Annotated in this window: 20 protein-coding genes and 1 pseudogene; 13 read left to right on the top strand and 8 right to left on the bottom strand. The window is 72.4% G+C overall.

What is annotated here, in order from left to right:
* Positions 1 to 36: 36 nt before the first annotated feature.
* The 6 genes from DEJ49_RS10420 (at position 37) to DEJ49_RS36855 (ending at position 8,477) form a co-directional block, all read left to right on the top strand.
* A complete protein-coding gene (locus tag DEJ49_RS10420; protein ID WP_150183874.1) occupies positions 37 to 1,503 on the top strand; it encodes an aldehyde dehydrogenase in 1,467 nt (488 codons plus the stop codon).
* Positions 1,503 to 1,736, top strand: coding sequence for a ferredoxin (locus DEJ49_RS10415; protein ID WP_150167258.1), 234 nt, complete (start codon positions 1,503 to 1,505; stop codon positions 1,734 to 1,736). The genes DEJ49_RS10420 and DEJ49_RS10415 overlap by 1 nt, the downstream gene beginning before the upstream one ends.
* Positions 1,737 to 1,978: 242 nt before the next feature.
* Positions 1,979 to 4,615 carry a class III lanthionine synthetase LanKC gene (lanKC, locus tag DEJ49_RS10410; protein ID WP_150183873.1) on the top strand — a complete coding sequence of 879 codons (2,637 nt, stop codon included), beginning with the start codon at positions 1,979 to 1,981 and terminating at the stop codon, positions 4,613 to 4,615.
* Positions 4,616 to 4,660: 45 nt separating this feature from the next.
* Positions 4,661 to 4,786 carry a SapB/AmfS family lanthipeptide gene (locus tag DEJ49_RS10405; protein ID WP_150183872.1) on the top strand — a complete coding sequence of 42 codons (126 nt, stop codon included), beginning with the start codon at positions 4,661 to 4,663 and terminating at the stop codon, positions 4,784 to 4,786.
* A gap of 98 nt (positions 4,787 to 4,884) precedes the next feature.
* Positions 4,885 to 6,612, top strand: coding sequence for an ABC transporter ATP-binding protein (locus tag DEJ49_RS10400; protein WP_150183871.1), 1,728 nt, complete (start codon positions 4,885 to 4,887; stop codon positions 6,610 to 6,612).
* Entirely contained in the window at positions 6,609 to 8,477 is a 1,869-nt protein-coding gene (locus tag DEJ49_RS36855) for an ABC transporter ATP-binding protein (RefSeq protein ID WP_317850447.1), read from the top strand. Before DEJ49_RS10400 ends, DEJ49_RS36855 begins: the two co-directional genes overlap by 4 nt.
* Here the strand turns inward: DEJ49_RS36855 and DEJ49_RS36850 are convergent.
* A pseudogene (locus DEJ49_RS36850) lies at positions 8,403 to 8,711 on the bottom strand (LuxR C-terminal-related transcriptional regulator); the annotation flags it as partial. The gene DEJ49_RS36855 and the pseudogene DEJ49_RS36850 overlap by 75 nt on opposite strands.
* Before the next feature lie 507 nt (positions 8,712 to 9,218).
* Entirely contained in the window at positions 9,219 to 9,839 is a 621-nt protein-coding gene (locus DEJ49_RS10390) for a TetR family transcriptional regulator (RefSeq protein ID WP_150183870.1), read from the bottom strand.
* A gap of 214 nt (positions 9,840 to 10,053) precedes the next feature.
* Here DEJ49_RS10390 and DEJ49_RS10385 point away from each other — a divergent pair, with 214 nt between their 5' ends.
* The 3 genes from DEJ49_RS10385 to DEJ49_RS10375 are packed head-to-tail and all read left to right on the top strand — an operon-like array spanning position 10,054 to position 13,303.
* The gene (locus DEJ49_RS10385) at positions 10,054 to 11,466 is read left to right on the top strand and encodes a glycosyltransferase family 4 protein (protein ID WP_190329309.1); all 1,413 of its coding nucleotides are present in this window, start codon (positions 10,054 to 10,056) and stop codon (positions 11,464 to 11,466) included.
* Positions 11,460 to 12,218 (top strand): class I SAM-dependent methyltransferase, encoded by a 759-nt coding sequence (locus DEJ49_RS10380; protein ID WP_150183869.1) that lies wholly within the window; start codon positions 11,460 to 11,462, stop codon positions 12,216 to 12,218. The genes DEJ49_RS10385 and DEJ49_RS10380 overlap by 7 nt, the downstream gene beginning before the upstream one ends.
* Positions 12,215 to 13,303, top strand: coding sequence for a prenyltransferase/squalene oxidase repeat-containing protein (locus DEJ49_RS10375; protein WP_150183868.1), 1,089 nt, complete (start codon positions 12,215 to 12,217; stop codon positions 13,301 to 13,303). The genes DEJ49_RS10380 and DEJ49_RS10375 overlap by 4 nt, the downstream gene beginning before the upstream one ends.
* Here DEJ49_RS10375 and DEJ49_RS10370 read toward each other — a convergent pair.
* Positions 13,297 to 13,590 (bottom strand): hypothetical protein, encoded by a 294-nt coding sequence (locus DEJ49_RS10370; protein WP_150167242.1) that lies wholly within the window; start codon positions 13,588 to 13,590, stop codon positions 13,297 to 13,299. The two genes, DEJ49_RS10375 and DEJ49_RS10370, sit on opposite strands and share 7 nt — an antisense overlap.
* A gap of 139 nt (positions 13,591 to 13,729) precedes the next feature.
* Here DEJ49_RS10370 and DEJ49_RS10365 point away from each other — a divergent pair, with 139 nt between their 5' ends.
* Complete coding sequence (locus DEJ49_RS10365; protein WP_150183867.1) at positions 13,730 to 14,281, top strand: hypothetical protein; 552 nt, start codon at positions 13,730 to 13,732, stop codon at positions 14,279 to 14,281.
* Positions 14,282 to 14,299: 18 nt separating this feature from the next.
* Here DEJ49_RS10365 and DEJ49_RS10360 read toward each other — a convergent pair whose 3' ends face one another.
* The 5 genes from DEJ49_RS10360 to DEJ49_RS10340 form a co-directional block, all read right to left on the bottom strand.
* Positions 14,300 to 15,310 carry an LLM class F420-dependent oxidoreductase gene (locus tag DEJ49_RS10360; RefSeq protein WP_150183866.1) on the bottom strand — a complete coding sequence of 337 codons (1,011 nt, stop codon included), beginning with the start codon at positions 15,308 to 15,310 and terminating at the stop codon, positions 14,300 to 14,302.
* Positions 15,311 to 15,427: 117 nt separating this feature from the next.
* Positions 15,428 to 16,291 carry a hypothetical protein gene (locus tag DEJ49_RS10355; protein ID WP_150183865.1) on the bottom strand — a complete coding sequence of 288 codons (864 nt, stop codon included), beginning with the start codon at positions 16,289 to 16,291 and terminating at the stop codon, positions 15,428 to 15,430.
* A gap of 195 nt (positions 16,292 to 16,486) precedes the next feature.
* Positions 16,487 to 17,512: an N-acetylmuramoyl-L-alanine amidase gene (locus tag DEJ49_RS10350; protein WP_150183864.1), complete on the bottom strand. Its 1,026-nt coding sequence runs from the start codon at positions 17,510 to 17,512 to the stop codon at positions 16,487 to 16,489.
* A 72-nt stretch (positions 17,513 to 17,584) separates the two neighbouring features.
* Positions 17,585 to 18,259 carry a class I SAM-dependent methyltransferase gene (locus DEJ49_RS10345; protein WP_150183863.1) on the bottom strand — a complete coding sequence of 225 codons (675 nt, stop codon included), beginning with the start codon at positions 18,257 to 18,259 and terminating at the stop codon, positions 17,585 to 17,587.
* Positions 18,260 to 18,384: 125 nt separating this feature from the next.
* Positions 18,385 to 20,118, bottom strand: coding sequence for an MFS transporter (locus DEJ49_RS10340; protein ID WP_223832786.1), 1,734 nt, complete (start codon positions 20,116 to 20,118; stop codon positions 18,385 to 18,387).
* 267 nt (positions 20,119 to 20,385) lie between these two features.
* On the opposite strand from DEJ49_RS10340, the gene DEJ49_RS10335 reads away from it, so the two are divergent.
* From DEJ49_RS10335 to DEJ49_RS10325, 3 genes are all read left to right on the top strand, one after another.
* Positions 20,386 to 22,584 carry an acyl-CoA dehydrogenase gene (locus DEJ49_RS10335; RefSeq protein WP_150183861.1) on the top strand — a complete coding sequence of 733 codons (2,199 nt, stop codon included), beginning with the start codon at positions 20,386 to 20,388 and terminating at the stop codon, positions 22,582 to 22,584.
* 27 nt (positions 22,585 to 22,611) lie between these two features.
* Complete coding sequence (locus DEJ49_RS10330; protein WP_150183860.1) at positions 22,612 to 23,802, top strand: lipid-transfer protein; 1,191 nt, start codon at positions 22,612 to 22,614, stop codon at positions 23,800 to 23,802.
* 113 nt (positions 23,803 to 23,915) lie between these two features.
* Positions 23,916 to 25,415 carry an MFS transporter gene (locus DEJ49_RS10325; RefSeq protein WP_150183859.1) on the top strand — a complete coding sequence of 500 codons (1,500 nt, stop codon included), beginning with the start codon at positions 23,916 to 23,918 and terminating at the stop codon, positions 25,413 to 25,415.
* Positions 25,416 to 25,451: the final 36 nt, after the last annotated feature.

The following is a 25,451-nucleotide window of genomic DNA, read 5'->3' as shown; positions in this document are numbered from 1 at the left end:
CCGTGTCAGGAACCGCTCCGCAGGAGGCAGTCAGCCATGACCGAGCTCGTGGAACACGGACAGCTGTTCATCGGCGGGGAGTTGGTCGACCCGCTCGGCAAGGACGTCATCGACATCGTCTCCCCGCACACCGGAGAGGTCTTCGCCCGCGTGCCGCACGCGGCCCCCGCCGACATCGACCGCGCCGTCGCCGCCGCCCGCGAGGCCTTCGACCACGGACCCTGGCCGCGCATGACCCCGGACGAGCGCATCGAGGTCATCACGAAGATCAAGGACGGCTTCGCGGTGCGCCACGAGGAGATCGCCCGCGTCATCAGCACCGAGAACGGCACCCCGTACACCTCCAGCGTGATGGTGCAGGCCCTCGCCGCGATGATGGCGTGGGACGCGGCGATCACCGTCGCGCGCGACTTCCCGTACGAGGAACAGCGGGACGGTGTCCTCGGCAAGCTGCTCGTCCGGCGCGAACCGGTGGGCGTCGTCGCGGCCGTCGTACCGTGGAACGTCCCGCAGTTCACGGCGGCCGCCAAGCTGGCGCCCGCCCTGCTCGCCGGCTGCCCCGTGATCCTCAAGACGTCCCCGGAAGCACCCCTGGACGCCTACATACTGGCCGAGCTCGCCGCCGAGGCGGGCCTGCCCGAGGGCGTGCTGTCCATCGTCTGCGCCGACCGCGAGGTGAGCGAATACCTCGTCGGGCACCCTGGCGTCGACAAGGTGTCCTTCACCGGATCCGTCGCCGCGGGCAAGCGCGTCATGGAGGTCGCCGCCCGCAACCTCACGCGCGTGACGCTCGAACTCGGCGGCAAGTCGGCCGCCGTCGTCCTGCCGGACGCCGACGCGGCCACGGCGGTCGCGGGCATCACCCCGTTCGCCTGGATGATCAACGGCCAGGCCTGTGTGGCTCAGACCCGCATCCTCGTGCCCCGCACCCGCTACGACGAGTTCGCCGAGGCCTTCTCCGCCGCCGCGAGCGCCCTCAAGGTCGGCGACCCCCTCGACCCCGCCACCGAACTCGGCCCCCTCGTCGCCCAGCGGCAGCAGCAGCGTTCCCTCGACTACATCCGCATCGGCCAGGAGGAAGGCGCCAAGATCCTCGCGGGCGGCGGCCGCCCCGCCGGACTCGACCGGGGCTGGTACGTCGAGCCGACCCTCTTCGGCGGCGTCGACAACTCGATGCGCATCGCCCGCGAGGAGATCTTCGGCCCCGTCATCTGCCTGCTGCCCTACGGCGACGAGGACGAAGCGGTACGCATCGCCAACGACTCCGACTACGGGCTCAGCGGCAGCGTCTGGACCGCCGACACCGCGCGCGGCATCGACATCGCGCGCCGGGTGCGCACCGGTACGTACTCCGTGAACACCTTCAGCCTCGACATGCTCGGCCCCTTCGGCGGCTACAAGAACTCCGGCCTGGGGCGCGAGTTCGGCCCCGAGGGATACGGCGAGTACTTCGAGCACAAGATGATCCACCTCCCCAACGGCTATGAGGGGAGCGGTGCCTGATGGGAGACCGCTGGCACGTCGAGGTCGACCGGTCCGTCTGCATCGGCTCAGGGATGTGCGTGCTCACCGCGCCCGGCGGCTTCGCGCTGGACACCGCACGCCAGTCGCACCCCACCGCCCCCGAGACCGACGCCAACGAGAAGGTCCTGGAAGCGGCGGAGGGCTGCCCGGTCGAGGCGATCACGATCACGCTGGCCCACGGCGGAGAGGTCGTGTTCCCGCCGGAGGAGTGACCCGGCACGTCCTGGGCGAGTGACCGGACACGTTTCCAACTCGTTGACACCCGCGCCCCGTTCGTCCTCATGACGGCGCGGGTGTCGCCATTTGTCCGGGCCGCGGATACTCTGTGCTCTCGAACATGAGCGAACGTGACTTTACCCATGCGTTCCGCACGGCCATGTGATGACAGTCGTGACTGTTCCGTCCCCCGGCACCCTGGAAATCTCTCTGCCACGCCGAGCGGAGAGGGGACGCCATGGACAAGCGGTACGAGGTCTACTGTCTGGCCGACAGGCATTTCTACGAGACCCCGGACCGACTGTCGTCCAAGGGCGCCGCGGGCGCCACCGAGTTCCTGGTGGCAGGCAGGACCGTCCCCCAGGGATGGCGCTCCGGACGCGTCGGCGACTGGCTCTCCCTCGTCCCCGTGGACGACGAAGGAGCCGCGCTGCCCTCGCCCCAGCAGGGCTGGAAGATCCACGTCTCCGCGACCCTGGAGAACGCGGACCGCGTCGCCTCGGTCGTCTGGGACTACTGCGTGCCCCGCCGCATCCCGTTCAAGTTCGTGCCGGGCAAGCACCTCCTGCACCTGCGCAACAGCAAGTACGCGGGCCGCGACCACAGCGGCAAGGCCGTCACGGTCTACCCGGCGGACGAGGCGCAGCTCCAGGAGATACTCGACGACCTCGGCGACCGCCTGGAGGGCACCGAGGGCCCGTACATCCTCACCGACCTGCGCTGGCGCCAGGGCCCGCTGTACGTCAGGTACGGCGCGTTCACCCGCCGCATGTGCGACAACGGCAAGGGCACGATGGTGCCGGCCATCGAGAACGCCGACGGACAGCTCGTGCCCGACCCGCGCGACCCCGCCTTCAAGGTTCCCGCCTGGGTGACCCTGCCCGCGTTCCTCGAACCGGCGCTCGCGGCCCGCAACACGACGACCGTCACCGACCTGCCGTACCGCATCGAGAAGGCCCTGCACTTCTCCAACGGCGGCGGTGTCTACGCGGGTACCGACACCCGCGACGGCCGCAAGGTCGTCCTCAAGGAAGGCCGCCCGCACGCCGGACTCGCCTCCGACGGCGCCGACGCCGTCACCCGCCTCGAACGCGAGAAGGCCGCCCTGGAGAAGCTCTCCGGACTCGGCGTCGCCCCCGAGGTGCGCGACTGGTTCCTCCTGGACGGCCACCGCTTCCTCGTCATGGACTTCCTCGAAGGCGCCACCCTCAACTCGTTCTTCGCCCACCGGCACCCGCTCTGTACGAGCGAGCCGGACCCCGCAGCCATCGCCGAGTACACGGCCTGGGCGCTGCGCATGCACCGCGCCGTCGAGGACGCCGTCACCGCCGTGCACGAACGGGGCGTCGTCTTCAACGACCTGCACCTCTTCAACATCATGGTCGCGCCCGACGAACAGTCCGTCTCCCTCCTCGACTTCGAGGCGGCGGCCGCCGTGGGCGACGGGGGCCGCCAGGTCGTCGCGCACCCCGGGTTCCTCGCGCCGCCCGACCGCACCGGCACCGACGTCGACCGCTACGCACTCGCCTGCCTGCGCCTCGCCCTCTTCCTGCCGATCACGTCACTGCTCTCCATCGACCGCGGCAAGGCAGCCCACTTCGCCCAGGTCATCGCCGCCGAATTCCCCGACGTGCCCGCGGAGTTTCTCGCCGAGGCCGTCGCCGAGATCGAACACGGGCCGCGCGGCCGGACCGGCGCCACCCGGCACACGGCCGGGGCGACCGCACCCCTGGTCGACCCCGCCGACTGGCCGTACAGCCGCGACTCGATGGTCAAGGCCATCCTCGCCTCCGCCACGCCCGAACGCGACGACCGGCTCTTCCCCGGCGACATCGCCCAGTTCTCCGACGGCGGCGGACTCGGCCTCGCGCACGGCGCGGCCGGCGTGCTGTACGCCCTCGCCGAGACCGGCGCCGAACGCTACGAGGAAGGCGAACGCTGGCTCCTGAAGCACACGGAGCCCGCCCCGCGCGGCACCCCCCTCGGCCTGTACGACGGCCTCGCGGGCGTCGCCCACGTACTGGACCGCCTGGGCCACCGCACCCGCGCCCTGGACCTCACCGACCTGATCCTCCAGGAGAAGTGGGAACGGCTCCCCTCCGACCTGCACGGCGGCCTCGCCGGACTCGGCCTCGCCCTCGACGCCCTCGCCCACAGCACCGGCGAGGACGAACTGGCCCGGCACGCCCTGCACGCCGCCGAAATCCTCGGTGAACGCCTCACCGCGGACACCGAAGCGGCCGGGAAGGGCGGACGCCGCCGCGCCGGACTGCTGCGCGGCGCCACCGGACCCGCACTGCTCTTCCTGCGCCTCTACGAGCGAAACGGCGACACCGCCCTCCTCGACCTGGCGGCCCACGCCCTGCGCACGGACCTCGGCCAGTGCGTGGCCCAGGAACGCGACGGCAGCCTCGCCGTCAACGAGGGCTGGCGCACCATGCCCTACCTCGGCGACGGCAGCGTCGGCATCGGCATGGTCCTCGACGACTACCTGGCGCACCGCGACGACGCGGCGTTCGATGCGGCACGCCCCGGCATCCTGGCCGCCGCGCGCTCACGCTTCTGCGTGCAGCCCGGCCTGTTCCAGGGCCGCGCCGGACTCCTCGCCCACGTCAACCGCACCACCACCCCGGGCATCACGCCCGAGGACGTCGCGGAGCAGATCGGGGCGCTCGGCTGGTTCGCCATGTCGTACGCGGGCCAGCTGGCCTTCCCCGGACACCAGATGCTGCGGCTGTCCATGGACCTCCACACCGGGACGGCGGGCTGCCTCCTCGCACTCGCCGGCGCCCTCGGCGACGACGGAGCGCACGTCCCCTTCCTGCCGCCCCCGCGGCGGCCCCAGAGCCGGTCCCGCCTCACGGCGGGGTCGTGACACAACCCCATGAAAAGCAACTCCCCCAAGAGAGAGGTTAGTTTCATGGCACTCCTCGACCTGCAGAGCATGGAATCCGACGAGATGACCGGTGGCGGCGGCGGTGGCGGCGGCAGCGTGGCCAGCCTCCTCCTCTGCTGGAGCGACGCCAGCATCGTGCTGTGTCTCTGACGTCTGCCCCCAGCTGAACGGCTAGGCGTTTGAAGGCCCGGGCGGCACCCCCTCAGGGGCCCGCCCGGGCTCACCCCTGCGACGGAGACGCGTACCGCATGGCGACGACCACCACCCGCCCCGAACAGCCCGCCGCACGCGACCGCCTGTTGGGCGCCGCGACCCGGTACAGCGCCGCCCGCTGCACCGTCCTCGCCCTCTGCGCCGTCGCGGGATCGGGCGCCGCCCTGCTCCTGCCGCTCGCCATCGGCCACGCCCTGGACGCCGTCCTCACCGGCCACCTCACCGGCCGCGGCGACACCGACGCCACCCGCTGGATCCTCGCCTGCGCCGCACTGATCGCGACGAGCGCACTCCTCGACGCCCTCGACGGCGTCCTCACCGGCACCACCAACGCCCGCACCACGGCCTGGCTGCGCGGCCGCGTCGTCCGCCACGTACTCGGCGTCGGACCGCGCACCACCGCCCGCTTCGCCCCCGGCGACCTCGTCGCACGCCTCATCGACAACGCGGCGCACGCGGGCATCGCACCCGCCACCGCCGCCGCGCTCCTCGCCGCCCTGGTCACCCCCGTCGGCGCCGTGGTCGCCCTCGCCCTCATCGACGGCTGGCTCGCCGTGGCGTTCGTCGCCGGGGCACCCGTCCTCTTCCTCCTGCTGCGCGCGTTCGTGCGCGTCTCCTCCGACTGCGTGGCCCGCTACCAGCACGTCCAGGGCGACATCGCGGGCCGCCTCAGCGAGGCCATCGGCGGGGCGCGGACCATCGCCGCCGCGCACACCGAGGACAAGGAGGCGGCGCGGGTCCTGCGGACCCTGCCCGAACTCTCCCGCCAGGGCCACCGGATGTGGCGCGTCCAGGGCCGCTCCCAGGCACAGGCCGTCGCCGTCGCCCCCCTGCTGCAGATCGCGGTCGCCGCCGTGGCGGGCCACCTCGTGCTCCAGGAGCGCATCAGCGTCGGCGACCTGCTGGCCGCGTCCCGGTACGCGGTGCTCGCCACCGGCGTCGGCATGCTCGTCGGACAGCTCGGCGGCCTGGTGCGGGCGCGGGCCGCGGCGCGACGCCTGGAAGAGGTGCTCGCGGAACCCGAGACGGCTTACGGTGCGGCGCACCTGCCGCCCGGAGGCGGCTTGTTGGAGCTGTGCGGGGTACGGGCGAGCCGTGGTGGGCGCACCGTGCTCGACGGCGTCGACCTCACGGTCCCCGCGGGCGCCACGGTCGCCGTCGTCGGCCGGTCCGGCGCCGGAAAGTCCCTGCTCGCCGCCCTCGCGGGCCGCCTCGCCGACCCCGACGAAGGAGACGTACGCCTCGACGGCGTCCCCCTGGACTCGCTCACCCGCGAGGAACTGCGCCGCGAGGTCGGCTACGCCTTCGAGCGGCCCGCGCTGCTCGGCGGCACCCTGGAGGGCACGATCGGCTTCGGCTCCCCCCGCCCCGCACCCGAACGCGTCCGCGAGGCGGCCCGCGCCGCCCGCGCCGACCCCTTCATCACCCGCCTCCCGGACGGCTACGCCACCCCGTGCGCCGAAGCGCCCCTCTCCGGAGGCGAGGCCCAACGGCTCGGACTGGCACGGGCGTTCGCACGCGGCGGCCGGCTCCTCATCCTCGACGACGCGATGTCGAGCCTGGACACGGTCACCGAGCACCACATCGCCGAGGCCCTGCTCCGCCATACCCCGCACCGCAGCCGCCTGATCATCGCCCACCGGGCGGCGACGGCGGCCCGCGCCGACACGGTGGCCTGGCTGCACGAGGGCCGGATCCGGGCAGTGGGCCCGCATGCCGAGCTGTGGCAACGGGCGGAGTACCGGGAGGTGTTCGGAGCGTGAACCGGTCCGCCGAGGTCACGTCGACGCGACCGGGCCCGTACCGCAGGGGCGTCCGCTTCCTGCGGCGCAGGTGGCCGGTCGTGCTGCGGCTCGCGCTCTGGTCGGTCCTGGAGACCGGGCAGACGTTCCTCACCGGGTACGCCCTCGCGCACGCGCTCGACGACGGCTTCCTCGACGGGCACGAGGCGGTCGGCCTCGGCTGGCTCGGCGCGGCCGCGCTCGGCGTGCTCGTCGCCGCGTACGGCACGGGGCAGGTGTACCGCGCCGTCGCCGACCTGGTGGAACCGCTGCGGGACTCCCTGGTGCGGCAGGTCGTCGGGCGCGGGCTGCGGGAGGCGGACGGCGGCGCCGTGTCGCGGCTCACCCAGCAGGTGGAGATCGCCAGGGACACCTTCGCGGGCCTGGTGATGGTCTCCCGCTCCTTCGTCTTCACGGCGGTCGGCGCGCTGGTCGGCCTGTTCTCGCTGGACCCGCTGCTGCTCCTGGTGGTCGCGCCGCCGCTGCTCGCCGGGATCGGCCTGTTCGTGGCGACCCTGCGCCCGCTGGCCCGCAGGCAGGAGGAGTTCCTGGTCGCGGACGAGGAGCTCGCGGGACAACTCGGGGTCGTGGCGCCGGGGTTGCGGGACGTGGCCGCGGCGGGCGCGGAACAGGACGTGGCCGAGGACCTCGACCGGGGTGTCGCCACGGAGTACGCGGCGGCCGGCGCCCTCGCCCGCTGGGGCGTCCTGCGCACGGCGGCCCTGGCGATCGGCGGCCAGCTCCCACTGGTGCTGCTCCTCGCCACTGGCCCCTGGCTCCTGGACAACGGGGTGACCCCGGGCGCGCTGGTGGGTGCCCTCGCCTATGTCACACAGGCCCTGCTTCCCGCCCTCCACAACCTGGTCCACGGCCTGGGCGCGAGCGGTTCCCGCCTGGCGATCGTCCTGCGGAGGCTGATCTGGGACGCGCCGGAGCATCCCGCGCCGCCCGAGGACGAGGCCCCCGAACGCCGGGCACCCGCCCCCGCCCTCCGTCTCTCCGCCCTCACCTTCGCCTACGGCCCCCACGCCGAACCCGTCCTGAAGGACCTGGAGCTCACCGTCGCGCGGGGCGAGCACCTCGCGGTCGTCGGACCCAGTGGCATCGGCAAATCCACTTTGGCCGGAATTGTTGCCGGACTGCTCGAACCGGACGCGGGCGACGTACGCGTCGACGGGCATGCCGTGCGCGGGACGGCGGCCGTCGGGCGGCGCGTCCTCATCCCGCAGGAGGCGTACGTCTTCACCGGGACGCTCCGTGACAACCTGCGCTATCTGCGGGAGGACCCCGTCCCGGAGCCGGAGATGCTCGCCGCCGCCGACGCCGTCGGCCTGACCCCGCTCGTCGAGCGGCTCGGCGGCCCGGACGCGGAACTGGTCCCGGCGGAACTGTCGGCGGGGGAGCGGCAGCTGATCGCGCTGACCCGCGCCTACCTGTCGTACGCCCCCCTCGTGATCCTCGACGAGGCGACCTGTCACCTCGACCCGGTCGCGGAGTCGCGCGCCGAGCGCGCGTTCGCCGCCCGGCCGGGCGGCACGCTGGTGGTCATCGCCCACCGCATCAGCTCGGCCCGCCGTGCCGACCGCGTCCTGGTGATGGACGGGACGCATGCCCTGTGCGGCCGGCACGACGAGCTGATGGAACGTTCCCCTCTCTACCGGGACCTCAATGGAGCGGGCGATCGGGGTCTACACCCACCCCTCTCCCTGCGAGATCCGTATGGCGTCGATCCTGTTGCGCGCCCCGGTCTTCCGGGTGATCGCGGCCATGTAGTTGCGCACCGTTCCGTTGGACAGATGGAGGCTGTTGGCGATCTCGGCGACCGACGCGCCCCCGGCGGCGAGTGAGAGCACGCTCAGCTCGCGCCGGGTGAGCGGCATCTGCGCCGCCTTGAGGAACCCAAAGCCCAGTGACTCGTCGACGAAGCGCCGGCCCGCGGCCACCTGTCTGATCCCGGTGAGCAGCCGTTCCGGCGGGCTCGCCTTGTTCACATAGCCGAGCGCGTCCGCCTCGGCGGCCCGCCGCAGCTGGCCGGGGCGGTTGGCGGTGGCGAGCACGAGGACCCGGCACCCTCTCCCCATCGCGGACGGCCCGGTGAGATCGCCGAGCGGAGCATGTGCGTAGGTGGCCTCGTCATCGAGGTCCACCACACCTAAGTCCGGTCGTACGCTCCGGTACCGCCCGCGCGCATGGGACCACGGCGCTTGGAACACCTCCAGATCCGGCTCGCGGGCAAGTTGCTCCGCCAGAGCCATTCGCAACAGACAGGCGTCGTGCACGAGAAGAACCCGGATCACGCTCTGCCCCTCCAGCTCCCAGCTCCGGTTGCTCCGTTCAAGCACGCTGACATTCATAGCGGTGAGTACCCCAGTCGTGACGCAGAGAACTGGCCAAGGGGAAGGGCAGGGGCGCATTTGCCATACGGTTGTGCGCCCCCCGTGCGTCGGACAGGTGACGGACGGCTTATGGGCACGTGGGCGCCGACAGGCTATGTGTAAAACCCCGCTGTGAGGCTATGGGCAAGGCTCGACGGGCAAGCTAGGGCCAAGGCTCGACCGGCGAGTTACAAAGAGGGGTCGACCGGCGAGCTATGCGGAGGGCTTCGCCGTCAGGTCGATGAGGCGGCAGACCGTCTCGATGTCGATCTTCACCTGGGCGATGGAGGCGCGGCCCGACAGCCAGGTGATCAGCGCCGAGTGCCAGGTGTGCTCGATGACCCGCACCGCGGACAGCTGCTGCGCGGTCGGCGTCTCCGCCAGCCCCATCGCGTCCAGGATGATCGCCGTCGTCAGCCGCGACACCGTGTCGACCTCGGGGCTCACCGAGCGGTCCGCGAAGGTCAGCGCCCGCACCATCGCGTCCGCCAGATGCGGTTCGCGCTGCAGCGCCCGGAACGCCCTCATCAGCGTCTCGGCGACCCGCTCGGCGGGCGTCTCGCCGGCCGGCGGACGCTTCCGGATCGTCGTGTGCATGTGCTGCAGCTGGTCCTGCATCGTGGCCACCAGCAGATGGACCTTCGAGGGGAAGTACCGGTACAGCGTGCCGAGCGCGACGCCCGCCGCCTCGGCGACCTCCCGCATCTGCACCGCGTCGAAGCCGCCACGGCTGGCCAGTTGCGCGCTGGCGTGCAGGATGCGGCGGCGGCGCGCCTCCTGGCGCTCGGTGAGGGCAGGCGCCGCAGGGTTCGCCGCCTTGACTTCCGCTGTCATGTCGATGCCCCTCCGCTACGCCTCGCGAGATCGCACAGCATGGCAGGGAGCCCGTCGTGGCGCGAATCACCTGATCCGGGCCTTACAGCTCGCCTACCTGCCGGTAGATTCAAAGCTCGTCCAGCGATCATTCAGCGATCCAGTCTGAAACTTGTTCTAGATTACCGTCCCGGCGTAACCTCGCGGAGAACTGCAGGGAGAAGGGGGCCCGAGAGTGACCGCTGAGGCCATGGAGGCACGCCCCCGAAAGGGCTCCGGCGCCGACGGCGAGCGCCCGTTGCGCATCGCGCTCCTCACGTACAAGGGGAACCCGTTCTGCGGGGGACAGGGCGTCTACGTACGCCACCTCTCCCGCGAGCTCGCCCGGCTCGGCCACAGCGTCGAGGTGATCGGCGCGCAGCCCTACCCCGTCCTCGACGAGGGCGAGGACCTGACGGGCCTCAAGCTCACCGAGCTCCCCAGCCTGGACCTCTACCGCTCGCCGGACCCCTTCCGCACCCCGAAGCGCGACGAGTACCGCGACTGGGTCGACGCCCTCGAAGTGGCGACCATGTGGACCGGCGGCTTCCCCGAGCCCGCCACCTTCAGCCTCCGCGCCCGCCGCCACCTGCGCGCCCGGCGCGGCGACTTCGACGTCGTGCACGACAACCAGACCCTCGGGTACGGCCTCCTCGGCGACCTCGGCGCGCCCCTGGTCACCACGATCCACCACCCCATCACCGTCGACCGGCAGCTGGAGCTGGACGCCGCGCCCGACTGGAAGCGCCGCGCCTCCGTCCGCCGCTGGTACGCGTTCACGCGCATGCAGAAGCGCGTCGCGCGCCGCCTCCCCTCGGTCCTCACCGTCTCCGGCACGTCCCGGCAGGAGATCGTCGACCACCTCGGCGTCCGCGCGGACCGCATCGAGGTCGTCCACATCGGCGCCGACACGACCCTCTTCTCGCCGGACCCCGCCGTCCCCGAAGTCCCCGGCCGCATCGTCACCACCTCCAGCGCCGACGTGCCGCTCAAGGGCCTCGTCCACCTCGTCGAGGCGCTCGCCAAGGTCCGCGCCGACCACCCCGGCGCACACCTCGTCGTCGTCGGCAAGCGCGCCGAGGACGGCCCGGTCGCCCAGGCCATCGAGCGGCACGGCCTCGAAGGCGCCGTCGAGTTCGTCAAGGGCATCACCGACGCCGAACTCGTCGACCTCGTCCGCTCGGCGCAGGTCGCCTGCGTCCCCTCGCTGTACGAGGGGTTCTCGCTCCCGGCGGCCGAGGCGATGGCCACCGGCACGCCGCTCCTCGCCACCACCGGCGGCGCGATCCCGGAGGTCGCGGGCCCCGACGGGGAGACCTGCCTCGCCGTACCGCCGGGCGACGCGGGCGCGCTGGCGCACGGCCTGAACCGGCTGCTCGGCGACGCCGACCTGCGGGCCAGGCTCGGCGCGGCGGGCCGCGAACGCGTCCTCGCCAAGTTCACCTGGGCGCGCGCCGCGCAGGGGACGGCGGAGCTGTACCGCGCGGCGATCGAAGGCTCCGCGCGACGCGGCACCGCTCGGGCGGTCGCCCGCGGCCACGCCCTTCCCGCGGCCGAGGCCGCCCCCGAAGTTGCAGGACCTCACCACGAAAGCAGGGCCACGTGCTGACCGTCGACTTCACCCGCTTCCCGCTCGCCGCAGGCGACCGCGTGCTCGACCTCGGCTGCGGCGCGGGCCGGCACGCCTTCGAGTGCTACCGGCGCGGCGCGCAGGTCGTGGCCCTCGACCAGAACGCCGAGGAAATCCGCGAGGTCGCCAAGTGGTTCGCCGCGATGAAGGAGGCCGGTGAGGCCCCGGCGGGCGCCACGGCCACCGCGATGGAGGGCGACGCGCTCAACCTGCCCTTCCCCGACGCGTCGTTCGACGTCGTCATCATCTCCGAGGTCATGGAGCACATCCCCGACGACAAGGGCGTCCTCGCCGAGATGGTGCGCGTCCTCAAGCCGGGCGGCCGCATAGCGCTCACGGTCCCGCGCTACGGCCCGGAGAAGGTCTGCTGGGCCCTCTCCGACGCCTACCACGAGGTCGAGGGCGGCCACATCCGCATCTACAAGGCCGACGAACTCCTGGAGAAGATGCGGGAGTCGGGCCTCAAGCCGTACGGCACGCACCACGCGCACGCGCTGCACGCGCCGTACTGGTGGCTGAAGTGCGCGTTCGGCGTCGACAACGACAAGGCGCTGCCCGTACGGGCGTACCACAAGCTGCTCGTCTGGGACATCATGAAGAAGCCCCTCGCGACGCGCGTCGCCGAGCAGCTGCTCAACCCCGTCGTCGGCAAGAGCTTCGTGGCGTACGCGACCAAGCCGCACCTCCCGAAGGCCTCGGCCGACGCCGACGCCGCGGCGGCCGCCAAGTGACGAGCCCGGAGCGGACCGAACACCTCGTCCTGCCCGGCGTCCTGACGGCCGATCAGGCCATGGCGACGGTACGCGGCATCCTCGCCGTGCAGCGCGAGGACGGCGCCATCCCGTGGTTCCGCGGCCACCACCTCGACCCGTGGGACCACACCGAGGCCGCGATGGCGCTGGACGCGGCGGGCGAGCACGCGGCCGCCGAGCGGGCCTACGACTGGCTCGTACGCCACCAGAACCCGGACGGCTCCTGGTACGCGGCGTACGCCGACGGCGACCCCGACGACGTCACCGACCGCGGCCGCGAGACCAACTTCTGCGCGTACCTCGCCGTCGGCGTCTGGCACCACTACCTCTCCACCGGCGACGAGGCGTTCCTCGACCGCATGTGGCCCGCGGTGGTCGCCGCCGTCGAGTTCGTGCTCGCGCTCCAGCAGCCCGGCGGGCAGATCGGCTGGAAGCGGGAGGCGGACGGCACGCCGGTGACCGACGCGCTCCTCACCGGCTCGTCCTCGATCCACCAGGCGCTGCGGTGTGCCCTCGCCATCGCCGAGCAGCGCGAAGAGCCGCAGCCCGACTGGGAGTTGGCGGCGGGCGCCCTCGCGCACGCGATCCGCCGCCACCCCGAGCGGTTCCTCGACAAGGGCCGCTACTCGATGGACTGGTACTACCCCGTCCTGGGCGGCGCGGTGACCGGAGTGGCCGCCAAGTCCCGTATAGAGGAGGGCTGGGACCGCTTCGTCGTGCCCGGCCTCGGGGTGCGCTGCGTGGTGCCCAACCCGTGGGTCACCGGCGGCGAGAGCGCCGAACTCGCCCTGGCGCTCTGGGTGATAGGCGAGTCCGACCGCGCCCTGGAGATCCTCCAGTCCATCCAGCACCTGCGCGACCCGGAGTCGGGCCTGTACTGGACGGGCTACGTCTTCGACGACGAGACCGTCTGGCCCGAGGAGCTCACCACCTGGACGGCGGGCTCACTCCTCCTGGCCGTGGCGGCACTCGGCGGCGACGAGGCGACCTGCGCGATCTTCTCGGGCGACCGTTTGCCGGTGGGCCTGGACCCGGACTGCTGCGCAGCCGAGGCGCCTCAGTAGCGGCGCAGACGGCCGGCCAGGGCGTGGCCCACCAAGAGGTAGACGATCGCGGCGAGACCGTATCCCGCCACGACGCGCGCCCAGTCCTCGTCGAACGTGAAGAGGTCGTGGGACCAGCCGGCCAGCCAGCGGGCCACGTCGTGGATGAACTGGACGAGGTCGTTGGCGCGGTTCGCGTCCAGCAGGTACATCAGGATCCACAGGCCGAGGATCGCGGCCATGACGTCGGCGACGATGACGATGACTCGCGCCGCAGTGCTGCTGTGGGAGTTCCGCGTGGGAGACATAAGGCCCGGATACCTGGGAACGCCCCCTTGAAACCCGGACGGGCGCATCCCGGTGGCGGCGGGCGGGTGCCGGGGTGAGGCTGCGGGAGAGGTCCGCGTTCCCTCGCGGACCGCTCAGCTCCCGTCTGGAGGCCCTGTCGTGCCCAGCTCCGTACCCGTCCGCCGTGCCGCGGTCTCCCTCACGCTCTGCGGCACCCTGCTGGCCGGTGCGACGGCCTGCGGCAACAGCGGCGAGGACACCGCCGCCGCGTCGGCGCCGTCCACCAGCAGCAGCGCCGAGAAGCAGAAGTTCGCCAAGACCCGCTTCGTCGCCAACGCGGGCCTGGCCGCCGGGGCGACGTACCAGTGGATCGTGAAGCCGTACCGCGCGGGCAAGTTCAAGAAGGGCGCGGGCGGCCGCAAGTTCGCCCTGATCAAGGCGGGTCTCGCGGGCGCGTTCACGTACAACAGGCTGAAGGCCGCGACGAAGAACGCGAAGGGTGACCCCACGCTCTCCAAGGCCGTGGCCCCGCTGACGTCCGGCATCGACGCCCTGAAGGACCTGCCGTCCAAGCTCCGCAAGGGCGAGGGCACGGACTCGGCGGTGAACTCCTTCGACGACATCATCAAGAACATCAAGGGCGCGGGCAGCAGCGCGGGCGCGGAGGTCAAGGACAAGGTGCCGTCGGCGGGCGAGCTGGCCAAGGGCTGACCGAGTCCGCTCCACTGCCTACGCGTTGAGCTCGGCCAGGACCCGCAGCGTGTGCGGGTCCGGCGCGAGCACGAGCAGATCCGTCACCGGCCCCTTGCGCCACAGCTCAAGGCGCTCCGCGATCCGCGCGCGCGGCCCGACCAGCGAGATCTCGTCGGCGAAGGCGTCCGGCACCGCGAGCACCGCCTCCTCCCTGCGGCCCGCGAGGAACAGCTCCTGGATGTGCCGGGCCTCGTCCTCGTACCCCATGCGCGCCATCAGGTCCGCGTGGAAGTTGCGGGCCGCGTGCCCCATCCCGCCGATGTAGAAGCCGAGCATGGCCTTGACGGGCAGCAGGCCCTCGGCGACGTCGTCGCACACCTTGGCCCGCGCCATCGGGGCGACGAGGAACCCCTCGGGGACGTCGGCGAGCGACGCCTCGTACACGTCCGTCCGCAGCGGCGACCAGTACAGCGGCAGCCAGCCGTCCGCGATCCGCGTCGTCTGCGCGATGTTCTTGGGACCCTCGGCGCCGAGCAGGATCGGCAGGTCGGCGCGGAGGGGATGGGTGATCGGCTTGAGCGGCTTGCCGAGCCCGGTGCCGTCCTCGCCGGTGTACGGGTGGGAGTGGAAGCGGCCCGCGACCTCCACGGGGCCCTCGCGGCGCAGGACCTGCCGGATCACGTCGACGTACTCGCGTGTCGCGGTCAGCGGCGACCCCGGGAACGGCCGCCCGTACCACCCCTCCACCACCTGCGGCCCCGAAAGCCCGAGGCCGAGCATCATCCGGCCGCCGGAGAGGTGGTCGAGGGTGAGCGCGTGCATGGCGGTGGTGACGGGGGAGCGTGCCGCCATCTGCGCCACGGCCGTGCCCAGCCTGATCCGCGAGGTCCGCGCGGCGATCCAGGTCAGCGGCGTGAAGGCGTCCGAGCCCCAGGCCTCGGCGGTCCACACGGAGTCGTAGCCGAGCCGCTCGGCCTCCTGTGCCAGGGCGACGTGTCCGGGGTCGGGGCCGCGCCCCCAGTATCCGAGTGCGAGCCCGAGCCGCATAGGCCTGCCTCCCTGCTGAGCTGACGGTGCGTCAGGTTGGGTCCGTAGGGCAGGGACTGTACGACAACGGCCCCCCGCCCGGAAGGGCGAGGGGCCGCGGTACCGCGATGCGTGGGATCAGCCGCGCTGGATCCCCGTGGTGTCCTGAAGGACGCCGCGACGGCCGTCCTGCGTCTGGGCCACCAGACCGGGACCGCGCTGCTCGACGGCGAGGTACCAGGTGCCCGGCGCCAGCTCGGCGATCGGCGTCGGCGAGCCGTCCTCCGCGTACAGCGGACGCGGCACCGGCACGGCGAACCAGAACGGCGAGAAGTCACCGGCGGGCTGCCCCTGCGCGGGCGGCGGGGTCTGCCCGGCCTGCGGCTGCGGCTGGCCACCGAAGGACTGGCCCTGCGGCTGACCCGGCTGGCCGCCGTACGGGGCACCCTGCTGCGGCTGACCCGCACCGGCGCCCGGGTAGCCGTAGCCACCCTGCGGCTGACCGCCGTAGGGCTGCGGGGCCATCGGCTTCGGGCCGCCCATGAGCGGAGCCTTCAGCGCAGGAACGATCAGCCCGGCGACCGCGCCGGCGGCGAGCACCAGGGCGGCGATCAGGCCGAGGATGAGGCCGACACCGGCGTCCGGGGTCTCTGCGCGGCCGAGCGAGCTGTCGAAGAAGAAGTTGTAGGACTGGTCGGTGTCGAAGATCGCACCGAGCGAGCTCCACGCGGCGGCGATGGCGAAGGCCACGCCGAGCTGACCGAGGTCGAGGCCCACGACCTTGCGCTGCTGCGGCAGAGCGCGGCCGACGACGATGAGGGCCGCACCGATGATGCCGAGCAGGTACACGCTCAGCAGCAGGTTGCCGTTTTCCCAGGCGTTCGGCAGCTTGTCATCGGGGGCGCCGTCGATGTCGAGGGTGTCGAGGAACGAGGCGATGAAGAGCAACACCGCTGCTCCGATCACCACGCCGTCGCCTCGAGTGAGGGAGCGGAAATTCACTTCAGGGTCCTTCGTCAGTCGTCTCGTCAGTGGAGGCGTCGCTGTCGCCGTAGTCGCGGTCGTGTCGCGGTGCGCGAAGCGCGGGGGTGGCCCCTCATCGTAGGGAGGACAATATCGTCCGGACGTGCGGGGTGTCTGCTCGGGATAAAGACGTCCACGCTTCATGGCGAAGACGTTCACCTTCCGCTTCCGTCCCTACTCCCGCAGGAACCCCGCGATTCCCTCCGAAATCCCCTGTGCCGCCTTCTGGCGCCACGCGGGGCTCGTGAGGAGGGCCTCGTCCTTCGCGTCCCGCATGTTCCCGCACTCGATGAACACCTTGGGGACCGTGGAGAGGTTGAGGCCGCCGAGGTCCGTGCGGGTGTTGAGGCCCGTGCCGCCGCCGATGTAGTTCGAGGGGGCGCTGCCCGTCGCGCTCACGAACTTTCCGGCGATGCGCTCGCCGAGCTCCTTCGAGGGTCCGACGATCGCCGAGGTGTCGGCCGAACCCGACCGCACCCTGCCCGGCATGATCACGTGATAGCCGCGGTTGCCCGCGCCCGAACCGTCGGCGTGGATGGAGACCACCGCGTCGGCGTGCGCCTTGTTGCCGATCCGGGCGCGCTCGTCGACGCACGGGCCCCACGGCCGGTCGTCGTCCTGCGTGAACTTGACCGTGGCGCCCTGCTTCTGGAGCAGCGTCCGCAGCTTGCGCGAGACGTCCAGGGTGAAGTTCGCCTCGGTGTAGCCGTGGTTGGTGGAGGTGCCCGTCGTGTCACACTCCTTGCGGTTCGTCCCGATGTCCACCTGCCGGTTGATGTCCGACGGGTGGCGGAAGTTGCCGGGGTTGTGACCGGGATCGATCACGACGACCTTGCCCTTGAGGGGGCCGTTGGCGGCGGGACGGCCACCGGACGGCTTCGTGGCCGAATCGTTGTCGTCGGCGTCCCCGCCCTTGCCGTCCTTGTCGTTCTTGTCCTTTTCCTTGGCCTTGTCGGAGGGGCCGGTTCCGGAAGAGGAGGGCGAGGAGGAGCCGGACGGCGCGTCCCGGTCGGCGGAGGCGCTCGACGAGGCAGGCAGCGATCTCGCGGGCTCGTTCCCGTCGGGCCCACTGGTCGCCTGGTAGACGAGGTAGCCCGCCAGACAGGTCGGCACCAGCGCGGCGACGGCCACCGTCAGCGGTCGGCGGACGCTGCGCCGGGGCGGCTGGGAGGGATCGAATTCCGGACCTACGTACGACACGAGGGCGAGCCTATCCGCGAGGCCGGGCGCCCCGCTCCCGTTGAGGTCAGATACCCGTCGCTCCCGTTGAGGTCAGATCCCCGCCGCCGTGCGCCGCAGCACGCGCAGCGAGTCCGCCACCGCGACCTCCGTGAACGCGCCGGACTCCAGGGCCCTGAGGTAGACGCGGTACGGCGCCTGTCCGGTCATGATGTCGACCGGGTCGGGGAACACGTCGTGGATGACGAGCAGCCCGCCCTCGGCGACGTGCGGCGCCCAGCCCTCGTAGTCGGCCGTGGCGTGCTCGTCCGTGTGGCCGCCGTCGATGAAGACCAGGCCGAGCGCGCCGCCCCACGCCTTCGCCACCTGCGGCGAGCGCCCGACCATCGCGATCACATGCTCCTCCAGACCCGCCTTGTGCAGGGTGCGGCGGAAGGTGGGCAGCGTGTCCATCAGGCCGACCTCGGGGTCCACCGTCTCCGGGTCGTGGTACTCCCAGCCGGGCTGCTGCTCCTCGCTGCCGCGGTGGTGGTCGACGGTGATCGCGCTCACCCCGGCCCGCCGGGCCGCGTCGGCGAGCAGGATCGTGGAGCGGCCGCAGTACGTGCCGACCTCCAGGAGCGGCAGGCCGAGCGCGGCGGCCTCCGTCGCGGCCGCGTACAGCGCGAGCCCCTCGCCGCGCGGCATGAAGCCCTTGGCGGCCTCGAAGGCGGCGAGGACGTCCGGCTCGGGCATCGGCGCGGGCGCGGGCTCGGCGACGGCAGCCATGGGTTCCTCCAGGTCGTACGCGTGTGGGGGCAGGTGTGTGCGCGTAGGTACGGCCGCCCATGATGCATGGCACCCCCGCCACGGGCGTGACGGGGGTGCCGTGTTCCGGGGATGCGTGCCGGGCCTCAGGCCGGTACGTCGCTGCTGCCCGGCAGCGACAGGTCCAGCTCGACCGGGCGGCCCTGGCCGGGGTGGGCCGCCGCCGACGCCAGCGGACCGTGACCCGTGGCCCGCACGGCGAGGACGTACGAACCGTCGCCGGGCACGGCCAGCTCGTACCGCCCGCCGTCGTCCGTCAGCGCCGCGCCCGCCTGCCGCCCGCTGCGGTCGATCAGCGTCACCTTCGCGCGGGCGACGGGCGTGCCGTCCGCGCCCCGCACCTGCCCATGGAAGCCCGCGAGCACCTGGACGGCACGCTCCAGGTTCGCGTCCTCCTCGCTGCTGGCCCGCAGCTGCGTGTGGGCCGGACGGCGCGCGGAGGGCAGCATGAGCGCGAAGAGCAGACCGATGGCGACCGCGCCGCCCGCGATCAGGAACGACAGGCGGAAGCCGTGCAGGGTGGGCACCGCGACACCCCCGACGTGGTCGGCGGTGTTGGCGAGGACCATGCCGATCACGGCGCTGGACACCGACGTGCCGATCGAGCGCATCAGCGTGTTGAGGCCGTTGGCCGCGCCGGTCTCGGACGGGTCGACCGAGCCGATGATGAGCGCGGGCAGCGAGGAGTAGGCGAGGCCGATGCCCGCGCCGAGGAGCACCGAGATGACGATGGTCTGCCAGGCGGCGCTCATCAGGCCGAGCCCGGCGCCGTAACCGATCGCGATGATCAGCATGCCGAGGATGAGGGTGACCTTCGGGCCGTACTTCGCCGACAGGCGGGCGTACACCGGCGCGGTGAACATCATCGTCAGGCCGAGCGGCATCACGCACAGGCCCGCCACCACCATCGACTGGCCGAGGCCGTACCCGGTCGCCGTCGGCAGCTGGAGCAGCTGGGGCAGGACGAGCGAGACGGCGTAGAAGGCGACGCCGACCATGATCGAGGCGAGGTTGGTGAAGAGCACCGAGCGGCGCGCGGTGGTGCGCAGGTCGACCAGCGGGGCCTTGACGCGCAGCTCCATCACGCCCCACAGGACGAGGACGACGGCCGCGGCGGCGAAGAGGCCGAGCGTGGTCGGGTCGCCCCAGCCCCAGTCGCTGCCCTTGGTGATCGGCAGCAGGAACAGGACGAGTCCGGCGGAGAGGCCGAGCGCGCCGAGCACGTCGAAGGTGCCCTCGGCGCGGACCGGGCTCTCGGGGACGAAGACGAGGGTCAGCAGGATCGAGGCGACGCCGAGTCCCGCGGAGCCGAAGAACAGGGCGTGCCAGTCGGCGTGCTGGGCGATCAGCGCGGCGACGGGCAGGGCGAGGCCGCCGCCGACGCCGATGGAGGAGCTCATCAGGGCCATCGCCGAGCCGAGCTTCTCGCGGGGCAGCTCGTCGCGCATCAGGCCGATGCCGAGCGGGATGGCGCCCATCGCGAAGCCCTGCAGCGCGCGGCCCACGATCATCACGACGAGATCGTCGGTGAAGCCGCAGACCAGCGAGCCGACGACCATCACGGCGAGGCTGCTGAGCAGCATCTTCCGCTTGCCGTACAGGTCGCCGAGGCGGCCCATGATCGGCGTCGAGACGGCGCCGGCGAGGAGGGTCGCCGTCATGACCCAGGTGGCGTTGGACGGCGAGGTGTTCAGCAGCTCGGGCAGGTCCTTGATGACCGGCACGAGGAGGGTCTGCATCACCGCGACGACGATGCCGGAGAAGGCGAGCACGGGGACGACCCCGCGTATGCCGCGTGGGTGGTTCGTCGACATCGACATCGACATTGCTTGGGGCCTCCGGGGCGGAAGGTCGGGCTCGGCAGGAGCGGAACGGCAGGAGCGGGCACGTATGTGTAAGCCGAACCTGTTTCCCCGGGCGACTATTCCGACGGATGTCGTACGAGGGGAATTCTTGACCCTTTGTTAACCGAGTCATCAGTCGGGCCGCGACCGGTCCGATGGGCGACGCGGCTTCTGACCTTCCGTCAGATTGGAACGTGTTCTAGTCTGTCGCCGTCCCGGCAGCTGCTACCGGCGAGGATGCCCATGGGGATCGGAATCACGCGGGAACAAGGGGAGTTGGCGACGGCGGTACGCGGCTGGATCGCGCGCGCCGCACCGCCCGAGGAGACGCGCAAGCTCCTGGACGGACCACCCCGCGGCGGCCGCCCCGCTCACTGGGACGGACTCGCGGAACAGGGGCTGCTCGGCGTCCACCTGCCCGAGGAGTACGGGGGCGGGGGCGGCGACCTCCTCGACCTGGCCGTGGTCCTCGAAGAGGCGGCGCGGGCCGCGCTCCCCGGGCCGTTCGCGGCGAGCTGCCTCGCCTCGCTGGTGCTGCACCGGGCGGGCGCGCACGGACTCGCCGCCGAGCTGGCACGGGGCGAGCGGATCGGTGCCGTCGCCCTGGACGCGGGCACGCTGACCGCCGTCGCCGTCCCCGGCGGGTACGTCCTCGACGGCGTGGCGCCGCCCGTGCTCTCCGGCGGGGAGGCGGATCTGCTGATTCTGGCGGCGGCGGGGGCACCGGCATCGGGGCCGCTCCGGCTCGCCGTCGACGCCGCCGCGCTGACCGTACGCACCCACGAGAGCGCCGACCCCACCCGGCCCACCGCCGAAGTGAGCGCCCGGGGCGTCCACGTCCCCGCCGACCGGGTGCTCGCCGTGGACTCCGCGACCGTCCGAGATCTGGCCGCCGCCGTGCTCGCCGCCGACGCGTGCGGCACCGCCGCGTGGGCCCTGCACACCGCCGCCGAACACGCCAAGGTACGCGAGCAGTTCGGACGGCCCATCGGACGGTTCCAGGGCGTCAAGCACCTCTGCGCCGACATGCTGGTCCGCGTCGAGCAGGCGCGGGCCCTGGCGTGGGACGCGGCCCGCGCGGCGGACGAGCCTGATGAGTCGGCCGCGTCCGACATCTCCGCCGACGTGCGCGGTCTGGTCACGGCGCTCGCCGCGGGCACCGCCCTGGACGCCGCGTACTCCTGCTCCAAGGACTGTGTGCAGATCCTCGGCGGCATCGGCTTCACCTGGGAGCACGACGCCCACCTGTATCTGCGCCGCGCCGTCGTCGCGCGACAGCTGCTGGGGACCGGGGACGCGCACCGGCTGCGCGCCGTGCGGCTCGCGGAGGGCGGTGCGCGCCGCGAGCTGCGCATGGAGCTCCGGGAGGAGGCGGAGACGTACGACCACCGGATCCGGGCCCGCGAGGCGATCGCCCCCGCCCGCGGACTCGACCCGGCCGCGGCCCGCAAGGCCCTCGCCCCCACCGGCTACGCGGCCCCACACCTCCCCGCCCCGCACGGCCTCGGCGCGGGCCCCGTCCACCAGCTCGTCATCCAGGAGGAGTTGCAGGCGGCCGGGGTCAGGCTCAGCGATCTGGGCATCGCGACCTGGGTGATCCCCTCCCTCATCGCGTACGGCACCGAGACGCAGCGGGACCGCTTCCTCGCCCCCACCCTGCGCGGCGAGCTGCTCTGGTGCCAGCTCTTCAGCGAACCGGAAGCGGGCTCCGACCTCGCGTCCTTGCGCACGCGGGCCGAGCGCGTCGACGGCGGGTGGCGCGTCAACGGGCAGAAGGTGTGGACGAGCGCGGCCCAGTGGGCGGACCACGGCATCCTCCTCGCCCGTACGAACCCGTCGGCGCCCAAGCACCAGGGCCTGACGTACTTCCTCGTCGACATGAAGACGGCGAGCGGCATCGACGTCCGTCCCCTCAAGGAGATCACCGGGGACGCCCTCTTCAACGAGGTGTACTTCGACGACGTCTTCCTGCCGGACGACGCGGTCGTCGGCGAGATCGACGACGGCTGGCAGGTCGCCCGCCACACCCTCGGCAACGAACGCGTCCACATGGCGGACCAGTTGACGTTCGACACGGGTCTGGAGGCCCTCATCGCGCGCGCCGGTGACCTCGACGGCGCCTGCCGCGCGCGCATCGGAGCGCTCGCCGCGGAGGCGCACGCCGTCGCCTGCATCGGGCTGCGCACGACGATCCGGCAGGTCGCGGGCGCGGAGCCGGGCGCGGGTGCCTCCGTACGCAAGCTCGTCCAGACCCCGCACCAGCAGAAAGTCGCCGAGCTCGCCCTCGAACTCCTCGGCACGGCGGGCGCGGTCCGCGAGGGCCCGGGGGAGCGGGCGCTGCACGGCTTCCTGATGTCGCGCTGCCTGACGATCGCGGGCGGCACGACCCAGGTCCAGCTCAATGTCGTCGCCGAGCGCATCCTCGGCCTGCCCCGTGACTGACCTCCGCACTGAAGGAGTACGAGCGTCATGAAGAGCTACATCGTCGGCGTCGGGATGACGAAGTTCGAGAAGCCCGAGACGCGCGACTGGCAGTACTGGGACATGGTGAAGGAGGCAGGCACCCTGGCCCTTGAGGACGCCGGAGTCACGTACGACCAGGTCGAGCAGGTCCCCGTCGGCTACTGCTTCCAGGCCTCGACGGCCGGCCAGCGCGCCGCCTACGAACTCGGCCTGACGGGCGTCCCCGTCTACAACGTCAACAACAACTGCGCGACCGGCTCGACCGCCCTGATGCTGGCGCGCCAGTTCGTCGAGGGCGGCCTGAACGACTGCGTGCTCGCGCTCGGCTTCGAGAAGATGACGCGGGGAGCGCTGGGCGGGGGAAGCGAGGGGGGCGACTTCAAGACGTCGCCCGTGGCCCGGCACTACGGCATCATGGCCGCCCGCCACGGCTTCGAGATGACCCCGCCCACCGCGCAGATCTTCGGCAACGCGGCCCGCGAGCACATGGAGAAGTACGGCACGACCGAGGCGCAGCTCGCCGCGGTCGGCGCCAAGAACCACCGGCACTCCACGAACAACCCGTACGCGCAGTTCCAGGACGCGTACACCGTCGACGAGATCCTCGCCGCCAGGACCATCCACCACCCCCTCACCAAACTCCAGTGCTCCCCGACGTCGGACGGCTCGGCGGCGGCGGTGGTGGTCTCGGAGCGGTTCGTGGAGCGGCACGGGCTGGCGTCGAAGGCGGTCGAGATCGCCGCCCAGGCCATGACCACCGACACCGGCGAGTCCTTCGACTCCGGGTCCTGCGTCGACGCCGTCGGACAGCCGATGTCGCGGGCGGCGGCGCGCCAGGTGTACGAGGCGTCCGGACTCGGCATCGAGGACGTGGACGTCGTCGAGCTGCACGACTGCTTCTCCGTCAACGAACTCCTGACGTACGAGGCGCTGGGCATGTGCGCGCCCGGCGAGTCGGGAAAGCTGGTCGAGAGCGGCGCGACGACGTACGGCGGACGGTGGGTGGTGAACCCCTCCGGCGGCCTCATCTCCAAGGGCCACCCGCTCGGCGCGACGGGCATCGCGCAGGTCGCGGAGTTGACGTGGCAGCTGCGCGGGGAGGCGGCGGCCCGGCAGGTCGAGGGGGCGCGGGTGGGGCTCGCGCACAACATCGGGCTCGGCGGGGCGGCCGTGGTGACGGTGCTGCGGCGGCCGTAGGGCCTGGTCGTCGGGGTGGGGAGGGCGGTCCTGGGTCCTAGGTCCGAGGGCCCAGGTCCTGTCGAGCGAATTTCCGATGCGTCGCTCGAGTTTCGCTTGAGAGGATGGCTGTCATGGTCCAGACGCCCTCCACCACTTACTCGTCCTCGTCGCCGTCGTCGCCCTCGTCGCCCACCGGCGCCGCCCCGCCCCCCTCCGGGGCCGCGCGGGCTCCGCGGAAGAGGGCCGTCCCGGTGTGGGCCGTCCTGCTCACCGCGTGCGCCGGCCAGTTCCTCGTCGTCCTGGACGTGTCCGTGGTGAACACCGCGCTGCCGTCGATGCGGTCCGACCTCGGCATGAGCGCGGTGGGCCTGCAGTGGGTCGTCAACGCGTACTCCATAGCCTTCGCCGGGTTCATGCTGCTCGGCGGGCGCGCCGGAGACCTCTTCGGGCGGAAGCGGATGTTCCTCGTCGGCCTCGGCCTGTTCACCGCCGCATCCCTGGGCGGCGGCCTCGCGCAGGCCGAGTGGCAGCTCCTCGCGGCGCGCGCCGTGCAGGGTCTCGGCGCGGCGGTCCTCGCCCCCTCGACCCTGACGATCCTCACGTCGGCCGTGCCCGAGGGCCCGGCGCGGGCACGGGCCATCGGCGTCTGGTCGGCGGTCGGCGCGGGCGGCGGCGCGGCGGGCGGCCTGGTCGGCGGCGTCCTGACCGACCTGCTCTCCTGGCGCTGGGTGCTCCTGATCAACGTGCCGGTCGGCGCCCTGGTGATCGTCGCGGGCATCGCCTGGCTCACCGAGAGCAAGGCCGACAGGACCCGGCGCCTGGACGTGCCGGGCGCGGTCCTGGTGACGGCGGGTCTCGCCACCCTCGCGTACGGCATCGTGCAGACCGAGGAGAAGGGCTGGACGGCGGCCGCGACCCTCGTTCCCCTCGCCGCGGGCCTCGCCCTGCTCGCCGCTTTCCTCGTGGTGGAGTCGCGCACGAAGGCGCCGCTGATGCCGCTGAAGCTGTTCAAGGTACGGACGGTGTCGGCCGCGAACGCCGCGATGTTCGTGTGCGGCGGCGGCATGTTCGCCATGTGGATGTTCATGACGCTCTACACCCAGAACGTCCTCGGGTACTCCCCGCTCAAGGCGGGCCTCGCCCTCATGCCGTCCTCGCTGACCGTCGTCCTCGGCTCGATGCTCGCGCCGCGCCTGATGCCGGTGCTCGGGCCGAAGAACGTCTCCGTGCTCGGCATCGTCGTGGCGTCCGTGGGCTTCGGATGGCAGTCGACGATGACGGTCGACGGCGCGTACGTCACCGCGATCCTGCTGCCCGGCCTCGTGATGATGTTCGGCGCGGGCCTCGCGACGACCCCACTGGCCTCGCTCGCCACGTCGGGCGCCCGGCCGGGCGACGCGGGACTCGTCTCCGGCCTGGTCAACACCTCACGCACGATGGGCGGCGCGCTCGGCCTCGCGGTGCTCTCCACGGTGGCGGCCGCGCAGATGCACGGTTCGACGTCGCCGCAGGCGCTCACCGACGGCTACGCGATGGCGTTCAGGACCAGCGCGTTCATCCTGCTGGCGGGGGTGGTGGTGCTGCTCGTGTGGATGCCGGGACGCCGGAATCGGGGTCAGGACTCCGACTGAGGCAACGGTTCGCGGCCCTCATGGACTCCACTGTGC

The sequence above is a fragment of the Streptomyces venezuelae genome (assembly GCF_008642335.1).
Classification (GTDB): Bacteria; Actinomycetota; Actinomycetes; order Streptomycetales; family Streptomycetaceae; genus Streptomyces; species Streptomyces venezuelae_F.
Note: the sequence above shows the minus strand (reverse complement) of the source record. Positions and strands in the feature narration are given on the sequence as shown.